Raw genomic sequence first — 17,334 nt, forward strand, 5'->3', positions numbered from 1 at the left:
ATTTCCCGGCTGACCGCCTCCCCTGTAGGAGCTGCCGCAGGCTGCGATCTTTTGATCTTGCTATTAAAAGTCAAAAGATCGCAGCCTGCGGCAGCTCCTACAGGGACCGCTTTGACTCTGAATAGTCTTTTAATTTGCTCAATCGCAAGTCACTTCTATATTGAGGGGGTGCTCTGACTTTCCTGTTCCTGGCGAGTGCGGCCTATGGCTACGACTGACCAACTGATCATTTGCGAGCACTGCGACAGCGTGTATGAAAAAGTCACGCTCGCCAAACATCAAAAAGCCGTGTGCACCTGCTGCGGCGGCGTGCTCCAACGTTATAACGGACTGTCGGTGGAGCAGCGTCTGGCCTTGGCCTTCACGGCAACGATGCTGTGGATTTTCGCCAATTTCTATCCAGTCATGAGCATCAGCCTGAAAGGCCTGAAAAACAGTGCGACGCTGTGGGATTCGGTACTGGCGTTGAGCCAGGGGCCGATCACCTTTATTGCGCTGGTGGCGGCGATATCCATCATCATCGCGCCACTTTTTCAGCTTGTGTTGCTGATCTGGGTCCTGAGCTTCGCCCTCGGACATCGGCGCTCGCCCGGTTTCAAAGTGTGCATGCGCTGGCTGGAAACCCTAAGGCCCTGGAGCATGCTCGAAGTCTGTCTGCTGGGCGCAATGGTCGCGGTGTTCAAGCTCGCAGGTTTGCTGGATGTCATACCCGGCATCGGCCTGTTTGCCCTGGCCGTTCTCAGCCTGCTGTTGATTCGCATCGCCGGGCGCGATGTCCGTGAACTGTGGGACATCCTATGAACAGGCCACCGCTCGCCAGCGAACTCAACCTGTGCCTGTGCCACAGCTGTGGCCTGGCCTGCGACATAACCGACAACCCTCACGAATGCCCACGCTGTGGCGCGCCATTGCATGCCCGTAAAGTCAACTCATTGGCCCGCACATGGGCCTACTTGCTGGCCTCACTGGTGTTTTATATCCCGGCCAATCTGCTGCCGGTCATGAACACCAGCATGTTCGGCAATGGCTCCGACAGCACCATCATGAGCGGTGTGCTGGAGTTCTGGGCACACGGTGCGTGGGACATTGCCCTGATCATTTTCATCGCCAGTATCGCGGTGCCGGGCATCAAGTTCGTTGCCCTCTCCCTGCTGCTGATTACAGTGCAACGCGGCAGCCTTTGGGCGCGCAAGGAACGTTCGAAGCTTTACCGTTTCGTCGAGCTGATCGGCTACTGGTCGATGCTCGACGTGATTGTTGTCGCGCTGGTCGCAGCGCTGGTGAAATTCCAGGCCCTGGGCGATATCGAACCGCGCCCGGGCATTCTGTTCTTTGGTCTGGTGGTGGTGTTTACCATGCTGTCGGCTATGAGCTTCGACCCGCGTCTGATTTGGGATAAAGAGCGGCGCGGGAAAAACCACAATGAGGAGGTCTTAGATGAAGTCGCAAGCCACTGATGGGCCGCAAGCCCCCGGCCAGGCCAATATCAAGACCCGTCGCTTCAGCGTTTCGCTGGTGTGGATCGTGCCGATCGTTGCGGTGCTGGTGGGGATCTCCCTGGTGGTACACAGCATGATGCAGGAAGGCCCGACTATCACCGTCACGTTCAAGACCGGTGGCGGCCTCACGGCCAACAAAACCGAGGTCAAGTATCGAAACGTGGTCATCGGCCATGTCTCGGAAGTAAAACTGAGCAACGACCAGAAGAGCGTCAACGCCACGATCAAACTCGACAAACAGGCTGAAAGCTTCACCCGCGAAGATTCGCAATTCTGGGTCGTGCGGCCGCGCATTGGGGCCGGCGGCGTCTCGGGCATCGATACGCTGCTGTCGGGCGACTACATTGGCGCTGATATCGGTCAGGCCAATGCCCGCTCCAAACACTTCACGGGCCTGGAAAACCCGCCGCCCATTACCTATGGCGAGCCGGGTAAGCGCTTCATGCTGCACACTCAGGACCTGGGCTCACTGGACATCGGCTCCCCCATCTATTACCGCAAGATTCCGGTTGGCCAAGTGGTGGCCTATGCGCTGGATGCGGATGGCAAAGGGGTGAACATCGAAATTTTCGTGCATTCGCCCAATGACGCGTTCGTCACTGAGAACACCCGGTTCTGGAACGCCAGTGGTATCGATGTGAGCGTCGGGGCCAATGGTTTTGCGGTGAAAACCGAATCCCTGTCTTCATTGTTGGTAGGCGGCATCGCGTTTCGCGCGCCGGATTACAGCCCCAACGATCAGCCGGCCACCGAGGATAAAGCCTTCGACCTGTTCGCAGATCAGCAAACCGCCCTCGCTCCCCCCTACGGTAGGGGGCAGTACCTGAGTTTGCGCTTCGATCAGGCCTTGCGCGGGCTCAAGATCGACGCACCGGTGGAATTCCTCGGCGTGGAATTCGGCAAGGTCGTGTCAATCAATCTGGATTTCGACGCCAAAAAACGCAGCTTTCCAGTCAATGTCGGCATCATGATCTACCCGCAACGACTCGGGCAGGCCCACGCCAAGATGCTCAAGGCCTTGAATCATGATCCCAATGACGAAGCCGCCAGTATAAGACTGATGGGCAGCTTCATCGAAAACGGTCTGCGGGCCCAGGCCCGTAGCGGCAATCTGTTGACCGGTCAGCTCTACATCGCGCTCGACTTCTACCCGAACGCGGAGAAAGTCGTGTTCGATCCAACCGCCCGTCCCGTCGTCATTCCCACCATTCCTGGCAGCCTCGAACAGTTGCAGGAAAAACTGGAGGGCATGGTCAACAAGATCAACCAGCTGCCAATCGAACGCATTGCCGGCAATCTCGACAGCAACCTCGTCGAACTGCGCAAGGGCCTCGTACAGTTCAACGCCAGGACCCTGCCCGGCGTGCAGACCACCCTGGCGGACGTCAGCAAGACCTTGCAATCGGCCAGTTCGACCCTGGCCGAGGATTCGCCGCAACGGGAACAACTGAACGACACCCTGAACGAACTCGGGCGCATGTCACGCTCGTTGCGTGAACTCTCGGATTACCTGGGCCGGCATCCAGAATCGCTGATTCGCGGTCGTCCCGACAATGCCGCACCGATGGATATGAAGGCGCCCCCGCGCAACTGACCACAGGAGCAACACCCATGGCTTTCCCACTGAAAATCTCTCTGGTCACTGCGCTGTTACTGCTTACCGCTTGCCGCAGCGATCCGATTCAGTTCCACACCCTGACCCCTGCCCAATTGAGTGGCGCAAGCAGCAGCGCGGAGATCCAGATCGAAAGCATCATGGTGCCGCCCCAAGTCGACCGCCCGCAGATTGTCATTCGCCAGGGCAACAGTGGCGTGGCAATCCTCGAAACCGAATGGTGGGCAGCGACCCTGGTGGATGAATTGCGTAGCGCCCTGGTCGATCAACTGGTCAACAGTAACCCGCAACGCAGAGTGTCGTTGCGCCTGGATGTACAACGCTTCGATTCGATTCCCGGGCAATACGCATTGATCGACGTCAAATGGCGCCTGCGCAGCCTCGGTGCCGGCGATACCGCGCTGATCACCTGTCGCAGCACGTTACAGACCCCCTCCGGCCCGAGCATCGATGACCTGGTGGTCGCTCATCAGAACAATGTGAAACGGTTAGCTGCTGCCATCAGTCAGGCGATCAGCTCGCAAAAAGGGTGTCCTTCGGCGTAATGCCGGCAAGTTAAGAAATTTGAGCGGCGACCATCCTGTGGGAGCGTGGCTTGCCCGCGAAGAATGCACCGCGGTTTTTCAGGTACTACGCGTCATCGTTTTTCGCGGGCAAGCCACGCTCCCACAGGTTCTGCGTCTTGACTTACCGGCATTAGCCCTTCGGCGTCCTGATAGTGGTTCACAAATCGAAGCGATCAACCGCCCGACGGCGTTCGTTGTCGTCGCGCACATCGTAATTGGCGGTGGTCTGGATGTTGCTGTGATGGGCCAGTTTCTGCGCGATCGACAGGTCGTGCTCTTCAATCACTCGGGTAATGAACGACCGCCGGAAATCGTGCGGCATGATTTTCACCCCGACCTGTGCGCCGCGTTGCCGGGCAATGTAGTAGATCGCATGCTTGGTGATGCGCTCGCGGGTAATGTGACTGCCACGGCGGATGCGGTTGAACAGGAACGGGTCGTCCGTTTCACCCTCCTTTAACTGCGAACGCCGCAACTCCAGCCATGCATCCAGTTTGGCGAAGGCCCAGGCTGGCGCGTACTTGATCAGCTGTTTGTTGCCCTTGGCGGTGACGCACAGGCTGCGCTCGGTGAAATCCACCTGGGCCAGGTCCAGATTCACCGATTCCGATTTGCGCATCCCCGAACCGTACAGAATCCCGATGATTGCCGCGTCCCGTAGCCCTTGTGGCCGTGGATCGGCGGCGCAGACCTCCATCAAGTCGCGAATCAAGGTGCGCTTGAGGTTGCGCCCCTGGGACAGCCGCGTGCCGGCAATACCTTTGACCGAACGCATTTTCAGCAAGTGCTCCTGACTGATCAGGCTCATGCGCCACGCTTCGTTCATCACCCCGCGCACCGCATTAACGTAGAGCGACGAGGTATTTGGCGCGTAGCCGTCTTCGCGCAAGGTCGCCACCAGTGCAACGACATCCTCGGGCTGCAGTTGATGCCAGGGAATCTCTTCGATGTTCATGTCTTCGAAGTCCAGACGGTCAGCGGCGTCCTGCAACACATAACGCATGGTCAACTGGCTGGACGGCGCCAAGCGTGCCAGATACAGGGTCAACGGGTTGGCTTTTGAAACAATGGATTCAGTAGCAGGTAAGTCAATCAATGAAACGGCCTTGGAAATGAATAAGTTCAACAAAATAACTAAACAATGAAATCTACTTAATATAAAGCGCGGCACTTCTGCCGGGCTTTTACGCTAAAAAACGGGATAAGCGGCACAAGTCTGAACAGTGGCTGTATGAGCTTCAGATAAACGATTCGCCTACCGGTTTTTCATGTTCCTTTGACAAAATCGGGTCTACCCTTCCCTTCATTCGACGACCCCGAGGGGCCGTCACGCTGCCGGTCATGGCCGGGAAAGTCAATTGATGGCTTCTTGGCTTATCGGCTAAGCCTTTGAAAACACGCTTCTTTCGGCGATTTCGCTGAAGGGCTTCGTTCGCCCGGAGATTACTATGAATCAGGCGTTTCTCCCCTTCTCCCGCCCCAGTATCGGCGATGAAGAAATAGCCGCGGTAGAACAAGTACTGCGCTCCGGCTGGATTACTACCGGGCCGAAAAACCAGCAACTGGAAGAGCACTTCGCCAACTATGTCGGCTGTCGCCATGCCGTCGCATTGTCTTCAGCCACCGGCGGGATGCACATCACGTTACTGGCCTTGGGAATTGGTCCCGGTGACGAAGTCATCACACCGTCCCAGACCTGGGTATCGACCGCCAACATGATCTGCCTGCTCGGCGCGACGCCGGTTTTCATCGACGTTGACCGCGACACGTTGATGAGCGACCTAGCGAGCATAGAAGCAGCAATCACGCCGCGCACCAGGGCAATCATTCCGGTGCATTACGCCGGTGCCGCGTTCGACCTCGATCCGCTCTACGCGCTGGCCGACAAACATGGTATCGCCGTCATCGAAGACGCGGCGCATGCAGCGGGTACTTTCTATAAAGGTCGGCACGTCGGCGCCCAAGGCACGGCGATCTTCTCGTTCCACGCAATCAAAAACATGACCTGCGCCGAGGGCGCGATGTTCGTCAGTGACGATGAAGCGCTGGCCAGTCGGGTGCGCATGCTCAAGTTTCATGGCTTGGGCGTGGATGCCTACGACCGTCTGACCCACGGTCGCAAACCCCAGGCTCAAGTGATCGAACCTGGCTTCAAGTACAACCTGGCCGACATCAACGCGGCCATCGCCCTGGTGCAATTGGAGCGTCTGGACGCGATCAACGCCAAGCGCACGGAGTTGGCCCAAACCTATCTGCAACGCCTGGAAGGCTTGCCAGTGCAACCGCTGGCCATTCCGGCGTATGCGCAGCAGCACGCCTGGCACCTGTTCATTCTGCGCATCGACGCCCGGCACTGCGGGCTGGACCGCGAGGCGTTCATGAAGGCTTTGCAGGAACAGAACATCGGCACCGGCATTCACTTCATCGCCACGCACCTGCACACCTACTACCGCCAGCGTTTCCCCAACATCTACCTGCCCAACACCGAATGGAATTCGGCGCGGCTGTGTTCGCTCCCGTTGTTCCCCGACATGACCACCGATGACGTCGATCGTGTCGTCGGCGCCATTGAAAACACATTGGACAGAAGCCTGTGAAACCTTATCCGATCCGTTGCGTATCAATCGTCATCCCGGTCTACAACGAGCAAGACAGCCTGCCCGAGTTGCTCCGGCGCACCGAAGCGGCGTGCCAGCAATTGCACCAGGATTACGAAATCGTGTTGGTCGATGACGGGAGTCGCGACAACTCGGCGCAAATCCTCGAGGACGCCGCCAGTCGTGAGTGCAGCCCGGTGGTGGCGGTCATTCTTAATCGTAACTACGGCCAGCACGCAGCGATCATGGCCGGGTTCGAACAGTGCAAAGGTGATGTGGTCATCACCCTCGACGCCGACCTGCAGAACCCGCCGGAAGAAATCCCCCGGCTGGTGGCTCAGGCAGAACTGGGCTACGACGTGGTCGCCACGGTGCGCAATAACCGTCAGGACTCGGCCTTGCGCCGCTGGCCGTCGAAGCTGATCAACCTCGCCGTGCAACGCTCCACCGGCGTTGCCATGACCGACTACGGCTGCATGCTGCGCGCCTATCGCCGGACCATTGTCGACGCCATGCTCGCCTGCCGTGAACGCAGCACCTTCATCCCTATCCTGGCCAACAGCTTCGCCCGGCACACCACGGAAATCCTGGTAACCCATGCCGAGCGTGAACACGGCGAGTCGAAATACAGCCCGATGCGCCTGATCAGCCTGATGTTCGACCTGATCACCTGCATGACCACCACACCGCTGCGATTACTGAGCATCGTCGGCTTCGGCATGGCCGGTCTCGGTTTGTTGTTCGCCGTCATGCTGATCGTCCTGCGCCTGGTCTTCGGCGCCGAATGGGCCGGCGACGGGCTGTTTGTGCTGTTTGCGGTGCTGTTCGTTTTTACCGGTGGGCAATTCATCGGCATGGGCCTGTTGGGCGAGTACCTGGGCCGCATGTACAGCGACGTTCGGGCGCGTCCACGGTTCTTCATCGAAAAGGTTCTGCGTAGCCACCCTTCTACCCCTGCTCCCGTTGTCACCGTCGACGGCCTCACTTCCACTTCTTCAGATCAGGTTCTCTCATGAGCGCAAAAGCTGTTGTCTTCGCCTATCACGATATTGGCTGTGCCGGCATCGAAACCCTGCTCAATTCGGGTTACGAGATTGCCGCCGTGTTCACCCATCCCGACGATCCGAAGGAAAATGCGTTCTACAGCTCGGTTGCGCAACTGTGCGCGCGCAAAGGCATCCCGGTGCATGCCCCGGAAGACGCCAACCATCCGCTGTGGATCGAGCGCATCAGCAAGCTCAACCCCGATTACCTGTTCTCGTTCTACTACCGCAACCTGTTGAGTGAGTCATTGCTGGCTACGGCCAGTAAAGGCGCATTCAACCTGCACGGCTCGTTGCTGCCGCGCTACCGTGGCCGGGCACCGGCCAACTGGGTGCTGGTCAATGGTGAAACCGAAACCGGCGTGACCCTGCACCGCATGGTCAAGCGTGCCGACGCTGGCGCGATCATCGCCCAGCAGCGGGTGGCGATTGAGCGCACCGATACTGCGCTGACCCTGCACGGCAAATTGCGCGTGTCTGCCACTGATCTGCTGCGCGATACCCTCCCCGCGCTGCTTCAGGGCAAAGTCAGTGAAGCCCCACAGGACGAATCCAAAGCCACGGTGTTTGGCCGTCGCACCCCGGCGGACGGCAAACTGCTCTGGAACAAACCCGCTGAGCAGCTGTTCAATCTGGTCCGCGCCGTGACCCAGCCTTACCCGGGCGCGTTCTGCGCGGTGGGCGAGCACAAGCTGATTGTCTGGAGCGCGGACGTGGTCAAGGGCAACGAAGGCCTGGCACCGGGCCGGGTCATCAGTGTCGATCCGTTGCGTATCGCCTGTGGCGAAGACTCGCTGGTGATCAACGCCGGCCAGCGTAACGACAACGGTCTGTACCTGAGCGGTCCGCAACTGGCCAACGAACTGGGGCTGGTCGATGGTTCGGTATTGCGTGGCGCCGAATCGGGCCGTGGACCGCGTCGCACCCGGGTGCTGATCCTCGGCGTCAACGGCTTCATCGGCAATCACCTGTCCGAGCGTTTGCTGCGTGACGACCGGTATGAAGTGTACGGCCTGGACATCGGCTCGGACGCTATCGAGCGGCTGCGCAGTCATGCGAACTTCCACTTCGTAGAAGGCGACATCAGCATCCATTCGGAATGGATCGAGTACCACATCAAGAAGTGCGACGTGATCCTGCCACTGGTGGCGATTGCCACGCCGATCGAATACACCCGCAATCCGCTGCGGGTGTTCGAACTGGACTTCGAAGAGAACCTGAAACTGGTTCGCTACTGCGTCAAATACAACAAGCGCGTGATCTTCCCGTCGACCTCCGAAGTCTATGGCATGTGCCAGGACGGCAACTTCGACGAAGACAGCTCCAACCTGGTGGTCGGGCCGATCAACAAGCAACGCTGGATCTATTCGACCTCCAAGCAGTTGCTCGACCGGGTGATCTGGGCCTACGGCCAGAAAGGCCTGAATTTCACCCTGTTCCGTCCTTTCAACTGGATGGGCCCGCGCCTGGACCGGCTGGACTCGGCACGCATCGGCAGTTCCCGAGCCATCACCCAGTTGATCCTGAACCTGGTGGAAGGCACGCCGATTCGTCTGTTCGACGGCGGCGAGCAAAAACGCTGCTTCACCGACATCGCCGATGGCGTCGAAGCCCTGGCGCGGATCATCGACAACGAAAACGACGCCTGCAACGGCCAGATCATCAACATCGGCAACCCCGACAACGAAGCCAGCATTCGTCAGTTGGGCGAAGAACTGCTGCGCCAGTTCGAGGCGCACCCGCTGCGCAACAACTTCCCGCCGTTCGCCGGCTTCCGCGATATCGAAAGCAAAGCCTTTTATGGCACAGGCTATCAGGACGTGTCTCATCGCAAACCGAGCATCGCCAACGCCAAACGCCTGCTTGACTGGATACCAACGGTTGAGATGAGCGAGACCATTGGCAACACGCTGGACTTCTTCTTGCGCGAGGCCATGCTCGAAATAGCAGAGCAATCCACAGAAGAATCATGCTGATGCAGGCAGGCCTACGAATCGATGTCGACACTTACCGAGGCACCCGTGAGGGGGTGCCGCGGCTGCTGGACATGCTCGATGAGGCTCAGGTCAAGGCGACGTTTTTCTTCAGTGTCGGGCCGGACAACATGGGGCGCCACTTGTGGCGCCTGATCCACCCGCAATTCCTCTGGAAGATGCTGCGTTCCAACGCCGCCGGCCTGTATGGCTGGGACATTTTGCTCGCGGGCACCGCATGGCCGGGCAAACCAATTGGCCGCGACCTAGGACATCTGATGCGTCAGACCCTCGCGGCCGGGCATGAAGTCGGCCTGCACGCCTGGGATCACCACGGCTGGCAGGCCAATGCCGGGCGCTGGAGCGAGGCGCAGTTGATCGAGCAGATTCGCCGTGGCGTCGACAGCCTCAGCGACATTCTCGGGCAAAGAGTCGAGTGCTCGGCGTCTGCCGGCTGGCGGGCGGATGAGCGTGTGATCGAGGCCAAGCAGGGTTTCGGCTTTCGCTACAACAGCGATTGCCGGGGCCAGCGTCTGTTTCGGCCGACACTGGCCGACGGCAGTCCGGGGACCCCGCAGATTCCCGTGGACCTGCCGACCTTCGATGAGGTGGTCGGCCCGGTTGTTGCGGCCAAGGACTTCAACGCGTTCATTCTTGAGCGGTTCACCCCGCAAGCACTCAATGTCTACACGATCCATGCCGAAGTAGAAGGGATTCTAATGGCCAACGATTTCCGTCAACTGCTGGCCGAAGCGCGCCGGCAGGACATTCACTTCCAACCCCTGGGCAATCTGCTGCCCGAGGCCCCCACCACTTTGCCCATGGGCCATGTCGCGCGCGGCACCCTCGAGGGCCGTGAAGGCTGGCTGGGGGTACAAGGCGCATGAGCAAACGCTGGGCACTGCCGTTTTTGCTGGTCGTTCTGGCGCTGGCGTACTTGCTGCCGTTGGGCACCCACGGTTTATGGATTCCCGACGAAACCCGTTACGCCCAGATCAGCCAGGACATGCTCCTGAGCGGTAACTGGGTGTCGCCGCACTTCATGAGCCTGCGCTACTTCGAAAAGCCAGTGGCCGGTTACTGGATGATTGCCATCGGCCAGGCGCTGTTTGGCGACAACCTGTTTGGCGTGCGCATCGCCTCGGTGCTGAGCACCGGGCTGAGCGTGTTGCTGTGTTACCTGATCGCCCGCCGACTGTGGAACGAACCGCGCAAAAGCTTTGCCTGCGCGCTGCTGTACATGAGTTTTACCATCGTCGCCGGGCAAGCCGGCTACGCCAATCTCGATCCGCAATTCACCTTCTGGGTCAACCTGAGTCTGGTGGCTTTGTGGTTTGCGCTGGACAGCGTCAACCGTGGCCCGCGTCTGCTCGGCTGGGCGATGCTGGGGCTGGCCTGCGGCATGGGCTTCATGACCAAGGGTTTCCTCGCCTGGCTGCTGCCGGTGCTGATCGCCCTGCCCTGGATGCTCTGGCAAAAACGCTGGCGCGAGCTGCTGACTTACGGCCCGGTGGCGATTGTCGTGGCCATCGCGGTCAGCCTGCCGTGGGCCTTGGCGGTGCACGCGCAGCAACCCGATTACTGGCGGTTCTTCTTCTGGCACGAACACATTCGTCGCTTCGCCGGGGATGACGCCCAGCATGACGCACCGTGGTGGTTCTATTTGCCGTTGCTGGTGGCGTTCAGTCTGCCGTGGGCGGCGTTGCTGCCCACGGCACTGAAACAGGCGTGGCAGACCCGGCATCAGGCAGGCATCGCTTTCCTGTTGCTGTGGCTGCTGATGCCGTTGGCGTTTTTCAGCCTGAGCAACGGCAAATTGCCGACCTATATCTTGCCCTGCCTGCTGCCCCTGGCGTTGTTGCTGGGCCATGCCCTGGCGGACCGACTGAAGCTGGAGCAGGGCCGGGTACTGGGGATCAATGGCCTGCTGAACCTGATGCTGGGCGTGGTCACCCTGACTACGCTGGTCTATCTGCAACTGAAAAACCCGCTGTACGCCCATGAGCTGCACAACCTGGTGCTGGTGTTCATCGGTTTGATCGGCTGGATCATGGCCAACCTGCTGCAAGCCTTCCGCCCGTTGCAATGCTGGGCAGCACCGGCGTTTGGCAGTTTGCTGCTGATCGGCGTGCTGCCGGCCGGACTGCCCGACTCGGTGGTGGCGAACAAGATGCCTGACCAGTTCATCCTCGAACACGCCGAGGAACTGGCGCAGACCGGCAAGCTATTGAGCAACGACCTGGGCGCCGCTTCAGCCCTGGCCTGGCGCCTGAAACGCCCCGACGTGGCGTTGTACAACACGATAGGCGAATTGAAATATGGCCTCGCCTATCCTGACTCAATGAAGCAGCGAGTCGACCCGGACAAGGTGCAACAGTGGATGCGCGAAGCCCGCCAGAGTGGTTCGGTCGGCGTGGTGATGCGGGTCAAGGGCGATGGCGAGCTGCAAGAAATCGAACGACTGCCCAAGGATGGCAAACGTTATGAACAAGGCAACCTGGTGATTCTGATCTTTCCTCAGGGGGCGTCATGAGCCTGCTGCTCGTATTGGCTGCCTGCCTGCTGACCTGCCTGGGCCAGATCGCCCAGAAGTACGCCGTGGAAAGTTGGCGCGGCAAGACGTCGGGCTGGGGCGAGAAACTGCGCTCGCCGTGGCTGTGGCTGGCGCTCGCCTCTCTGGGATTGGGCTTGCTGGTCTGGCTGCTGGTGTTGCAGCGCCTCGAAGTCGGCGTCGCCTATCCCATGCTCAGCCTGAATTTCGTGTTGATCACACTGGTCGCCCGCTTCGTCTTCCACGAAACCATCGACCGCCGTCACTGGCTGGGCGTGGCGCTGGTGATCGCTGGCGTGGCCTTGCTGGGGCAACACGCATGAGCCTGCGTCGCGGACTCGCCTTCGCCTTGGGCAGCGTGCTGCTGGGCAGCGCCGCGCAGTTGGGCATGCGCTGGAGCATGACCCGCCTGCCCCATCCCGAACAGTTGATAAGCGCCTTGAGCAACGGCAGCGTCGATGCGACCGCCGTGTCCGTCGTGCTGGCCGCCATCCTCGCCTATGCCGTGTCGATGTTCACCTGGCTCGCCGCCCTGCGGGATTTGCCCCTGGGTCGGGCCTATTCACTGCTGAGCATCAGCTACGCGCTGGTGTACGTGCTGGCCGCCAGCCTGCCGCTGTTCAACGAAACCTTCAGCCTTTCGAAAACCCTCGGGGTGGCGCTGGTCATCCTCGGTGTCATCACTATCAACTCTCGACCTGCTCGCGCGCCCACTATCAGGAGTGCTTCATGAAAATCAGTGTATTTGGTAGCGGTTATGTTGGCCTGGTGCAAGCTGCCGTCCTGGCTGAAGTCGGCCACGACGTGGTGTGCATGGACATTGACGAGAAGAAAATCGCGTTGCTGCAACAGGGCCACGTCAGCATCTTCGAACCGGGGCTGGCCAGCCTGGTGCGTGAGAGCCTGGAAGCCAAACGACTGCAGTTCACCACCGACGAAAAATTCGCGGTGCAACATGGCCAGGTGTTGTTCATCGCCGTCGGCACGCCGTCCCGGGAGGATGGTTCGGCGGACCTGTGCCACGTGTTGTCGGTGGGTGAAGCAGTGGCGCGTCACCGTGAACAACCGGTGATTCTGGTGGAGAAATCCACGGTGCCGGTGGGCACGGGCGATACCCTGCGCGCGCATATCGAAAAGTGCCTGCTCAAGGTCGGTCGGCTGTTGCAGTTCGATATTGTCTCCAACCCCGAGTTTCTCAAGGAAGGTTCGGCCGTGGCCGATTGCCGGCGCCCGGACCGCATTGTCATCGGCTGTGAACGCGATGACGTGCGCGACGTGATGCGCGACCTCTACGCCCCGTTCAATCGCAACCATGACCGCATCATGTTCATGGACTTGCGCAGCGCCGAACTGACCAAATACGCCGCCAACTGCATGCTGGCGACCAAAATCAGTTTCATCAACCAGATCGCCGAACTGGCCGAGCACCTCGGCGCCGACATCGAATCGGTGCGGCTGGGCATTGGCGCCGATTCGCGCATCGGTTATCACTTCATCTATCCCGGCTGCGGTTACGGTGGCTCGTGTTTCCCCAAGGACATGCGCGCGCTGATTCACAGTGCCGAAGAGGCCCACTGCTCCAGCGACCTGCTGCAAGCGGTGGAAGCCATCAACCAGCGGCAGAAACACAAACTGTTCGAACGCATCAACGCCTTCTACAAGGGCGACTTGCGCGGCAGGACTTTCGCCGTGTGGGGCCTGGCCTTCAAGCCCAATACCGACGACATGCGCGACGCGCCGAGCCGGGTGCTGCTGGAATCGCTGTGGGCCGCCGGGGCTCATGTGCGAGCGTTCGACCCGGAAGCCATGCAGGAAACCCAACACCTTTACCCTGATGAATCTAAGCTGATGCTTATGGGCACACCAGAATCGGTTCTTTCCGGAGCCGACGCCTTGATCATCTGCACCGAATGGCAGCAGTTCAAGGCGCCGGACTTCGACCTGATCCAGCAACGGTTGAATGAACCCGTGATCTTCGACGGGCGCAACCTGTACGACGCAGAACGCCTGGCCCGCAGCGGTTTCCTGTACTTCCCGATGGGCCGCGGTGAATCGCGCAACCTGCCGATTCCCCATCAGCAATGGCCAGCGGCCTCGGTCGTGGCGTGAACACGGTATCGCCCAGCATACGTCGGCAGTCCCTGGGGATTGGGCTGCTGGCGCTAATGCTGTTCATCGCCGGGGTTTATCAGCAAGCGGCGATCGGTTTCGACTCGCGGTTCGTGCTGTTCGCCCAGGAGATGCTGCGCCACGGGCCATCGGTTTTTCCGACCACTTATGGCCAGCCCTATGCCGATTATTCAGCGGTTTCGACGCTGTTCATCTGGTTGTTGTCCCTGCCGTTCGGGCAGGTCAACAGCCTCAGCGCCTGGCTGCCGAGCGCCATCGCTGCCGCTGTGATCGTCACGTTGATGTACCGGTTGCTCGCGCCGTACTCCAGACGGTGGGCGCTGCTGAGCATCGCTTTGATGTTGCTGACCAGTACGTTTGTCACTGAAACCCGTGCCGTGTCCCAGGACTTGATGCTGGCGGCTGTCGCGTTTTCGGTGTTCTACCTGGGGTACGCCACCGATCATTTCGCGATGCCCCGCCGGTTGCCGCTGATTCTTGCCTTGTTGCTGCTGGGCTTCGGCCTTCGCGGGCCGATTGGGCTGGTGATCCCCACCGCCATGCTGTGCAGTTATTACGTGCTCAATCGTCGATGGTCGCGGTTATTCGGTTTCGGCTTGCTGGCGGCCGTGTTGCTGGCGGTGTGTGTCGGCGTGCTGCTGTGGCTGGCCGAAACCATTGGCGGACCGGCCTTCATGCAGAACGTGGTGCGCATGCAGTTCTTGGGGCGCATGGACGGCAGCGAGGGGGTCAGCGGTTCGCTGTATTACTTCACCCGTTCGCTGGGTAACTATGCGCTCGCTTATCCGCTGGCGTTGCTGGTGTTGGCGGTGGTCTGGCTGACGAATCCACGGCAGGCCGGCCCGGCATTGCGCCTGTTGCAGTACTGCACGGCGGCCGGGTTGATCGTGATGATTGGCTTGTCGATTCCCCAAGCGAAAAAGGCCCGCTACCTGCTGCCGATGCTGCCCATGGCGGCGATCATTGCGGCGTACCCGTTTCAGGTGGCGCAAGGTCGGGCGTTCGGTTGGTTGCGGATCTTGATGCAAGGGCTGTGGTTGCTGATTCCGGGGCTGTTGATCATCGGATTGCTGATCGCGCAGCGGCGTCTGCCAACGCAACCGGCTGCCTTTGTGCCGGTCCTGATTGCGCTTGCCGCGCTGCAAATCATCGCGTTGGCGGCGTGGTTCCGTTCTCGCTGGCGGGCTGAAGTATTGGCCGGTTGCGCAGTCCTGGCGCTGTGGTCGGTTTACATCCTGGTGTTCGAACCGGTCGAGCGTCAGCTTTACGACACGCAAACCTTCAGCCGAGCGGCATTCGCACAGGTTCAGAAAGACCCGGCGCCGCTGGTGCTGCACGGCATGGGCAAGGACGCCAAGGCGATCAAGTTCATGGTCAATATCGAGCAGGACTTGCAACCGGTGTTCACCGAATCGATTCAAGAACTCGAAGCGCTGCCAGGGCCGGCCTGGCTGATGATGGATCGGAGCGACTACAACGCCCTGCAAGGCACCCCGCTGGGAGCCCAGGCGCCGATATTGAGCGGGCGTTTCGATAAAAACGATTACGTCCTGCTGCACGTCAATCCCTTGTAGCAGCTGCCGAGCCTGCGAGGCTGCGTTCGGCGACGAAGTCGTCGCAAACCCTGCCCCCCCGATTTATCTGAAACACCACCGTGCCTGATTTCACGACTGCTGCGCAGCCGAACGCAGCCTCGCAGGCTCGACAGCTGCTACAGTGGCCCGTATGAATTTCACTGCACGCCGTGCCCAATCTGCCGACGCCTCCACCCTCCCCGCCATTGAGCGTTCAGCTGCTGCGCTGTTTCGCTGTGACCCTTCATTGGCCTGGCTCGCCGACGCTGCGGTACCCGATGCCGAAGATCATCAAATGGCAATCGAGAAGGAGCAGGTTTGGGTGACACAATCGGCCGACAATGAACTTATGGGGTTTCTCAGCGCCATTGAAGTCGACAATGACCTGCATATTCAGGAAATTTCCGTCAGCCAACAGTTTCAAGGCCAGGGCGCTGGCCGCAAGTTGCTGTTAACGGCACTCGAACACGCACGTAAACGAGAACTCCACGGTCTGACTTTGACCACGTTTCGCGACTTGCCCTGGAATGAACCGTTTTATCGGCAGTTCGGCTTTGAAACATTGGGCCCAGCTGAAATCGGCCCACGTTTAACGACGGTGTTGAACAACGAAATCAACCACGGCTTGCCTGGGGAACGACGCTGTGCGATGCGCTTGAAGCTGCGTTAGCCTCAAACCGGCGCCTTCAAATCGACTCCCAGCGCCTGGGCGAACGCCTTCACTAGCGGACTGCGCACGGTGTTGTGGCGCAGGATCAGATTGAACGGCGTGACAATGTTGATCAGGTCCGGACGCACCGCCCGAAACTGCCCCTGAGCCACCAAAGTTGCGGCGTAATGCTCGGGCAGAAAACCGACGAAACGGCCGGTTTTGACCAGCAGCGCTACCGCTTCGACCTGAGTCGCCGAGGCGGAAAAGCTGTCGTAGCGGGCAAAATTCAGTTTGTCTCGATGGATCGCGTAACGGTGGTTAATGCACTCGTAATCCTGCAGCACATTGCTGCCCATCTCCGCCTCCGGCATCGAAAACAGTGGATGGCCAACGGCGCAATACACGTACGAGCGTTCTTCATAAAGCGGGAAGTAATCGAACTCCTCTCGCTTCTGATAAACCGGCACGATCCCGGCCACTAACCGCCCTTCGACTACGCCTCTTTCCACCTCATCTAATTGAGACGCCTGAAGTTGAAACCTTACTTTCGGCGACTCTTCATTTATCTTTCGAAGCGCTGCAACTAACGGCGAATGATCGTCGGTAATCGTATTATCAATAACACCCACCCCAAGGTCGCCAATAAGTTCATTCTGCGCTGAACTAAGCCGATCACGAAAGTTATCGACCGAGGCAAATAAATCGATTGACGCCTGGTACACCAGACGCCCTTCTTCGGTCAGGTGAAAACCTTCCCGTCCTCGGGTACACAGGCGCATGCCGATGCGAATCTCAAGGTCGGAGATCTGTTTGCTGATGGCCGCCAGGCCCACATTCAGCTCATTCTGCGCTGCGCTGAAGCCGCCGGCCTCGACCACGGCCTTGAACACTTTGAGCAGTTTGAAGTCCAGGCCACTGAGGGCCAGCGGAGCCCGATGTACCGTTTTTGGCGGCGGGTTTCCGGAATTGGAAAGTGGGGTTTCCATAATGCTTATTTACCTCTGGCGCCCTATTCAACAATCTGTGTCCAACAACAAAAACATAGCCGACCAATAATAATGAACACAGAAAACAAGGCTTGGCAACCGTTAATAAATCCCGCAGATCAGTGCCAACTCACTGATTTCGAACTAT

16 protein-coding genes are annotated in these 17,334 nt (G+C 59.5%); 14 read left to right on the forward strand and 2 right to left on the reverse strand.

Annotated features, from left to right (window positions below; genetic code table 11):
- Nucleotides 1-204 precede the first annotated feature (204 nt).
- Genes KGB18_RS11605 through KGB18_RS11620 form a run of 4 tightly spaced genes read left to right on the forward strand, consistent with a single transcriptional unit; the run spans nt 205 to nt 3,659 of the window.
- Nucleotides 205-801 carry a paraquat-inducible protein A gene (locus KGB18_RS11605; protein WP_123722698.1) on the forward strand — a complete coding sequence of 199 codons (597 nt, stop codon included), beginning with the start codon at nt 205-207 and terminating at the stop codon, nt 799-801.
- Nucleotides 798-1,457, forward strand: coding sequence for a paraquat-inducible protein A (locus tag KGB18_RS11610; RefSeq protein ID WP_123722697.1), 660 nt, complete (start codon nt 798-800; stop codon nt 1,455-1,457). The genes KGB18_RS11605 and KGB18_RS11610 overlap by 4 nt, the downstream gene beginning before the upstream one ends.
- The gene (locus KGB18_RS11615; RefSeq protein ID WP_223569935.1) at nt 1,438-3,093 is read left to right on the forward strand and encodes an intermembrane transport protein PqiB; all 1,656 of its coding nucleotides are present in this window, start codon (nt 1,438-1,440) and stop codon (nt 3,091-3,093) included. The genes KGB18_RS11610 and KGB18_RS11615 overlap by 20 nt, the downstream gene beginning before the upstream one ends.
- Nucleotides 3,094-3,110: 17 nt before the next feature.
- Nucleotides 3,111-3,659 carry a membrane integrity-associated transporter subunit PqiC gene (locus KGB18_RS11620; RefSeq protein ID WP_223569936.1) on the forward strand — a complete coding sequence of 183 codons (549 nt, stop codon included), beginning with the start codon at nt 3,111-3,113 and terminating at the stop codon, nt 3,657-3,659.
- Nucleotides 3,660-3,837: 178 nt separating this feature from the next.
- On the opposite strand, the gene xerC is transcribed toward KGB18_RS11620, so the two are convergent.
- Entirely contained in the window at nt 3,838-4,776 is a 939-nt protein-coding gene (xerC, locus tag KGB18_RS11625; RefSeq protein ID WP_050683231.1) for a tyrosine recombinase XerC, read from the reverse strand.
- Between the two features lie 352 nt (nt 4,777-5,128).
- On the opposite strand from xerC, the gene arnB reads away from it, so the two are divergent.
- From arnB to KGB18_RS11675, 10 genes are all read left to right on the forward strand, one after another.
- The gene (gene arnB / locus KGB18_RS11630) at nt 5,129-6,277 is read left to right on the forward strand and encodes a UDP-4-amino-4-deoxy-L-arabinose aminotransferase (protein WP_223569937.1); all 1,149 of its coding nucleotides are present in this window, start codon (nt 5,129-5,131) and stop codon (nt 6,275-6,277) included.
- Complete coding sequence (gene arnC, locus KGB18_RS11635; RefSeq protein WP_223569938.1) at nt 6,274-7,293, forward strand: undecaprenyl-phosphate 4-deoxy-4-formamido-L-arabinose transferase; 1,020 nt, start codon at nt 6,274-6,276, stop codon at nt 7,291-7,293. Before arnB ends, arnC begins: the two co-directional genes overlap by 4 nt.
- Complete coding sequence (arnA, locus tag KGB18_RS11640; RefSeq protein WP_223569939.1) at nt 7,290-9,296, forward strand: bifunctional UDP-4-amino-4-deoxy-L-arabinose formyltransferase/UDP-glucuronic acid oxidase ArnA; 2,007 nt, start codon at nt 7,290-7,292, stop codon at nt 9,294-9,296. Before arnC ends, arnA begins: the two co-directional genes overlap by 4 nt.
- On the forward strand, nt 9,296-10,180 hold the full coding sequence (gene arnD / locus KGB18_RS11645; protein ID WP_223570064.1) for a 4-deoxy-4-formamido-L-arabinose-phosphoundecaprenol deformylase: 885 nt from the start codon (nt 9,296-9,298) through the stop codon (nt 10,178-10,180). Before arnA ends, arnD begins: the two co-directional genes overlap by 1 nt.
- The gene (arnT, locus tag KGB18_RS11650) at nt 10,177-11,826 is read left to right on the forward strand and encodes a lipid IV(A) 4-amino-4-deoxy-L-arabinosyltransferase (RefSeq protein ID WP_223569940.1); all 1,650 of its coding nucleotides are present in this window, start codon (nt 10,177-10,179) and stop codon (nt 11,824-11,826) included. The genes arnD and arnT overlap by 4 nt, the downstream gene beginning before the upstream one ends.
- Nucleotides 11,823-12,167: a 4-amino-4-deoxy-L-arabinose-phosphoundecaprenol flippase subunit ArnE gene (gene arnE, locus KGB18_RS11655; RefSeq protein WP_008072369.1), complete on the forward strand. Its 345-nt coding sequence runs from the start codon at nt 11,823-11,825 to the stop codon at nt 12,165-12,167. Before arnT ends, arnE begins: the two co-directional genes overlap by 4 nt.
- Nucleotides 12,164-12,577 (forward strand): 4-amino-4-deoxy-L-arabinose-phosphoundecaprenol flippase subunit ArnF, encoded by a 414-nt coding sequence (gene arnF, locus KGB18_RS11660; RefSeq protein WP_223569941.1) that lies wholly within the window; start codon nt 12,164-12,166, stop codon nt 12,575-12,577. The genes arnE and arnF overlap by 4 nt, the downstream gene beginning before the upstream one ends.
- Nucleotides 12,574-13,953 carry a UDP-glucose dehydrogenase family protein gene (locus tag KGB18_RS11665; protein WP_123722689.1) on the forward strand — a complete coding sequence of 460 codons (1,380 nt, stop codon included), beginning with the start codon at nt 12,574-12,576 and terminating at the stop codon, nt 13,951-13,953. Before arnF ends, KGB18_RS11665 begins: the two co-directional genes overlap by 4 nt.
- A complete protein-coding gene (locus KGB18_RS11670) occupies nt 13,926-15,548 on the forward strand; it encodes an ArnT family glycosyltransferase (protein WP_223569942.1) in 1,623 nt (540 codons plus the stop codon). Before KGB18_RS11665 ends, KGB18_RS11670 begins: the two co-directional genes overlap by 28 nt.
- Nucleotides 15,549-15,699: 151 nt before the next feature.
- A complete protein-coding gene (locus tag KGB18_RS11675) occupies nt 15,700-16,218 on the forward strand; it encodes a GNAT family N-acetyltransferase (RefSeq protein ID WP_223570065.1) in 519 nt (172 codons plus the stop codon).
- Nucleotides 16,219-16,220: 2 nt separating this feature from the next.
- Here the strand turns inward: KGB18_RS11675 and KGB18_RS11680 are convergent, their stop codons facing one another.
- Complete coding sequence (locus KGB18_RS11680) at nt 16,221-17,186, reverse strand: LysR family transcriptional regulator (protein WP_223569943.1); 966 nt, start codon at nt 17,184-17,186, stop codon at nt 16,221-16,223.
- Between the last annotated feature and the right edge of the window lie 148 nt (nt 17,187-17,334).

Source organism: Pseudomonas sp. BF-R-26, assembly GCF_019947395.1.
GTDB classification, from domain to species: domain Bacteria; phylum Pseudomonadota; class Gammaproteobacteria; order Pseudomonadales; family Pseudomonadaceae; genus Aquipseudomonas; species Aquipseudomonas farris.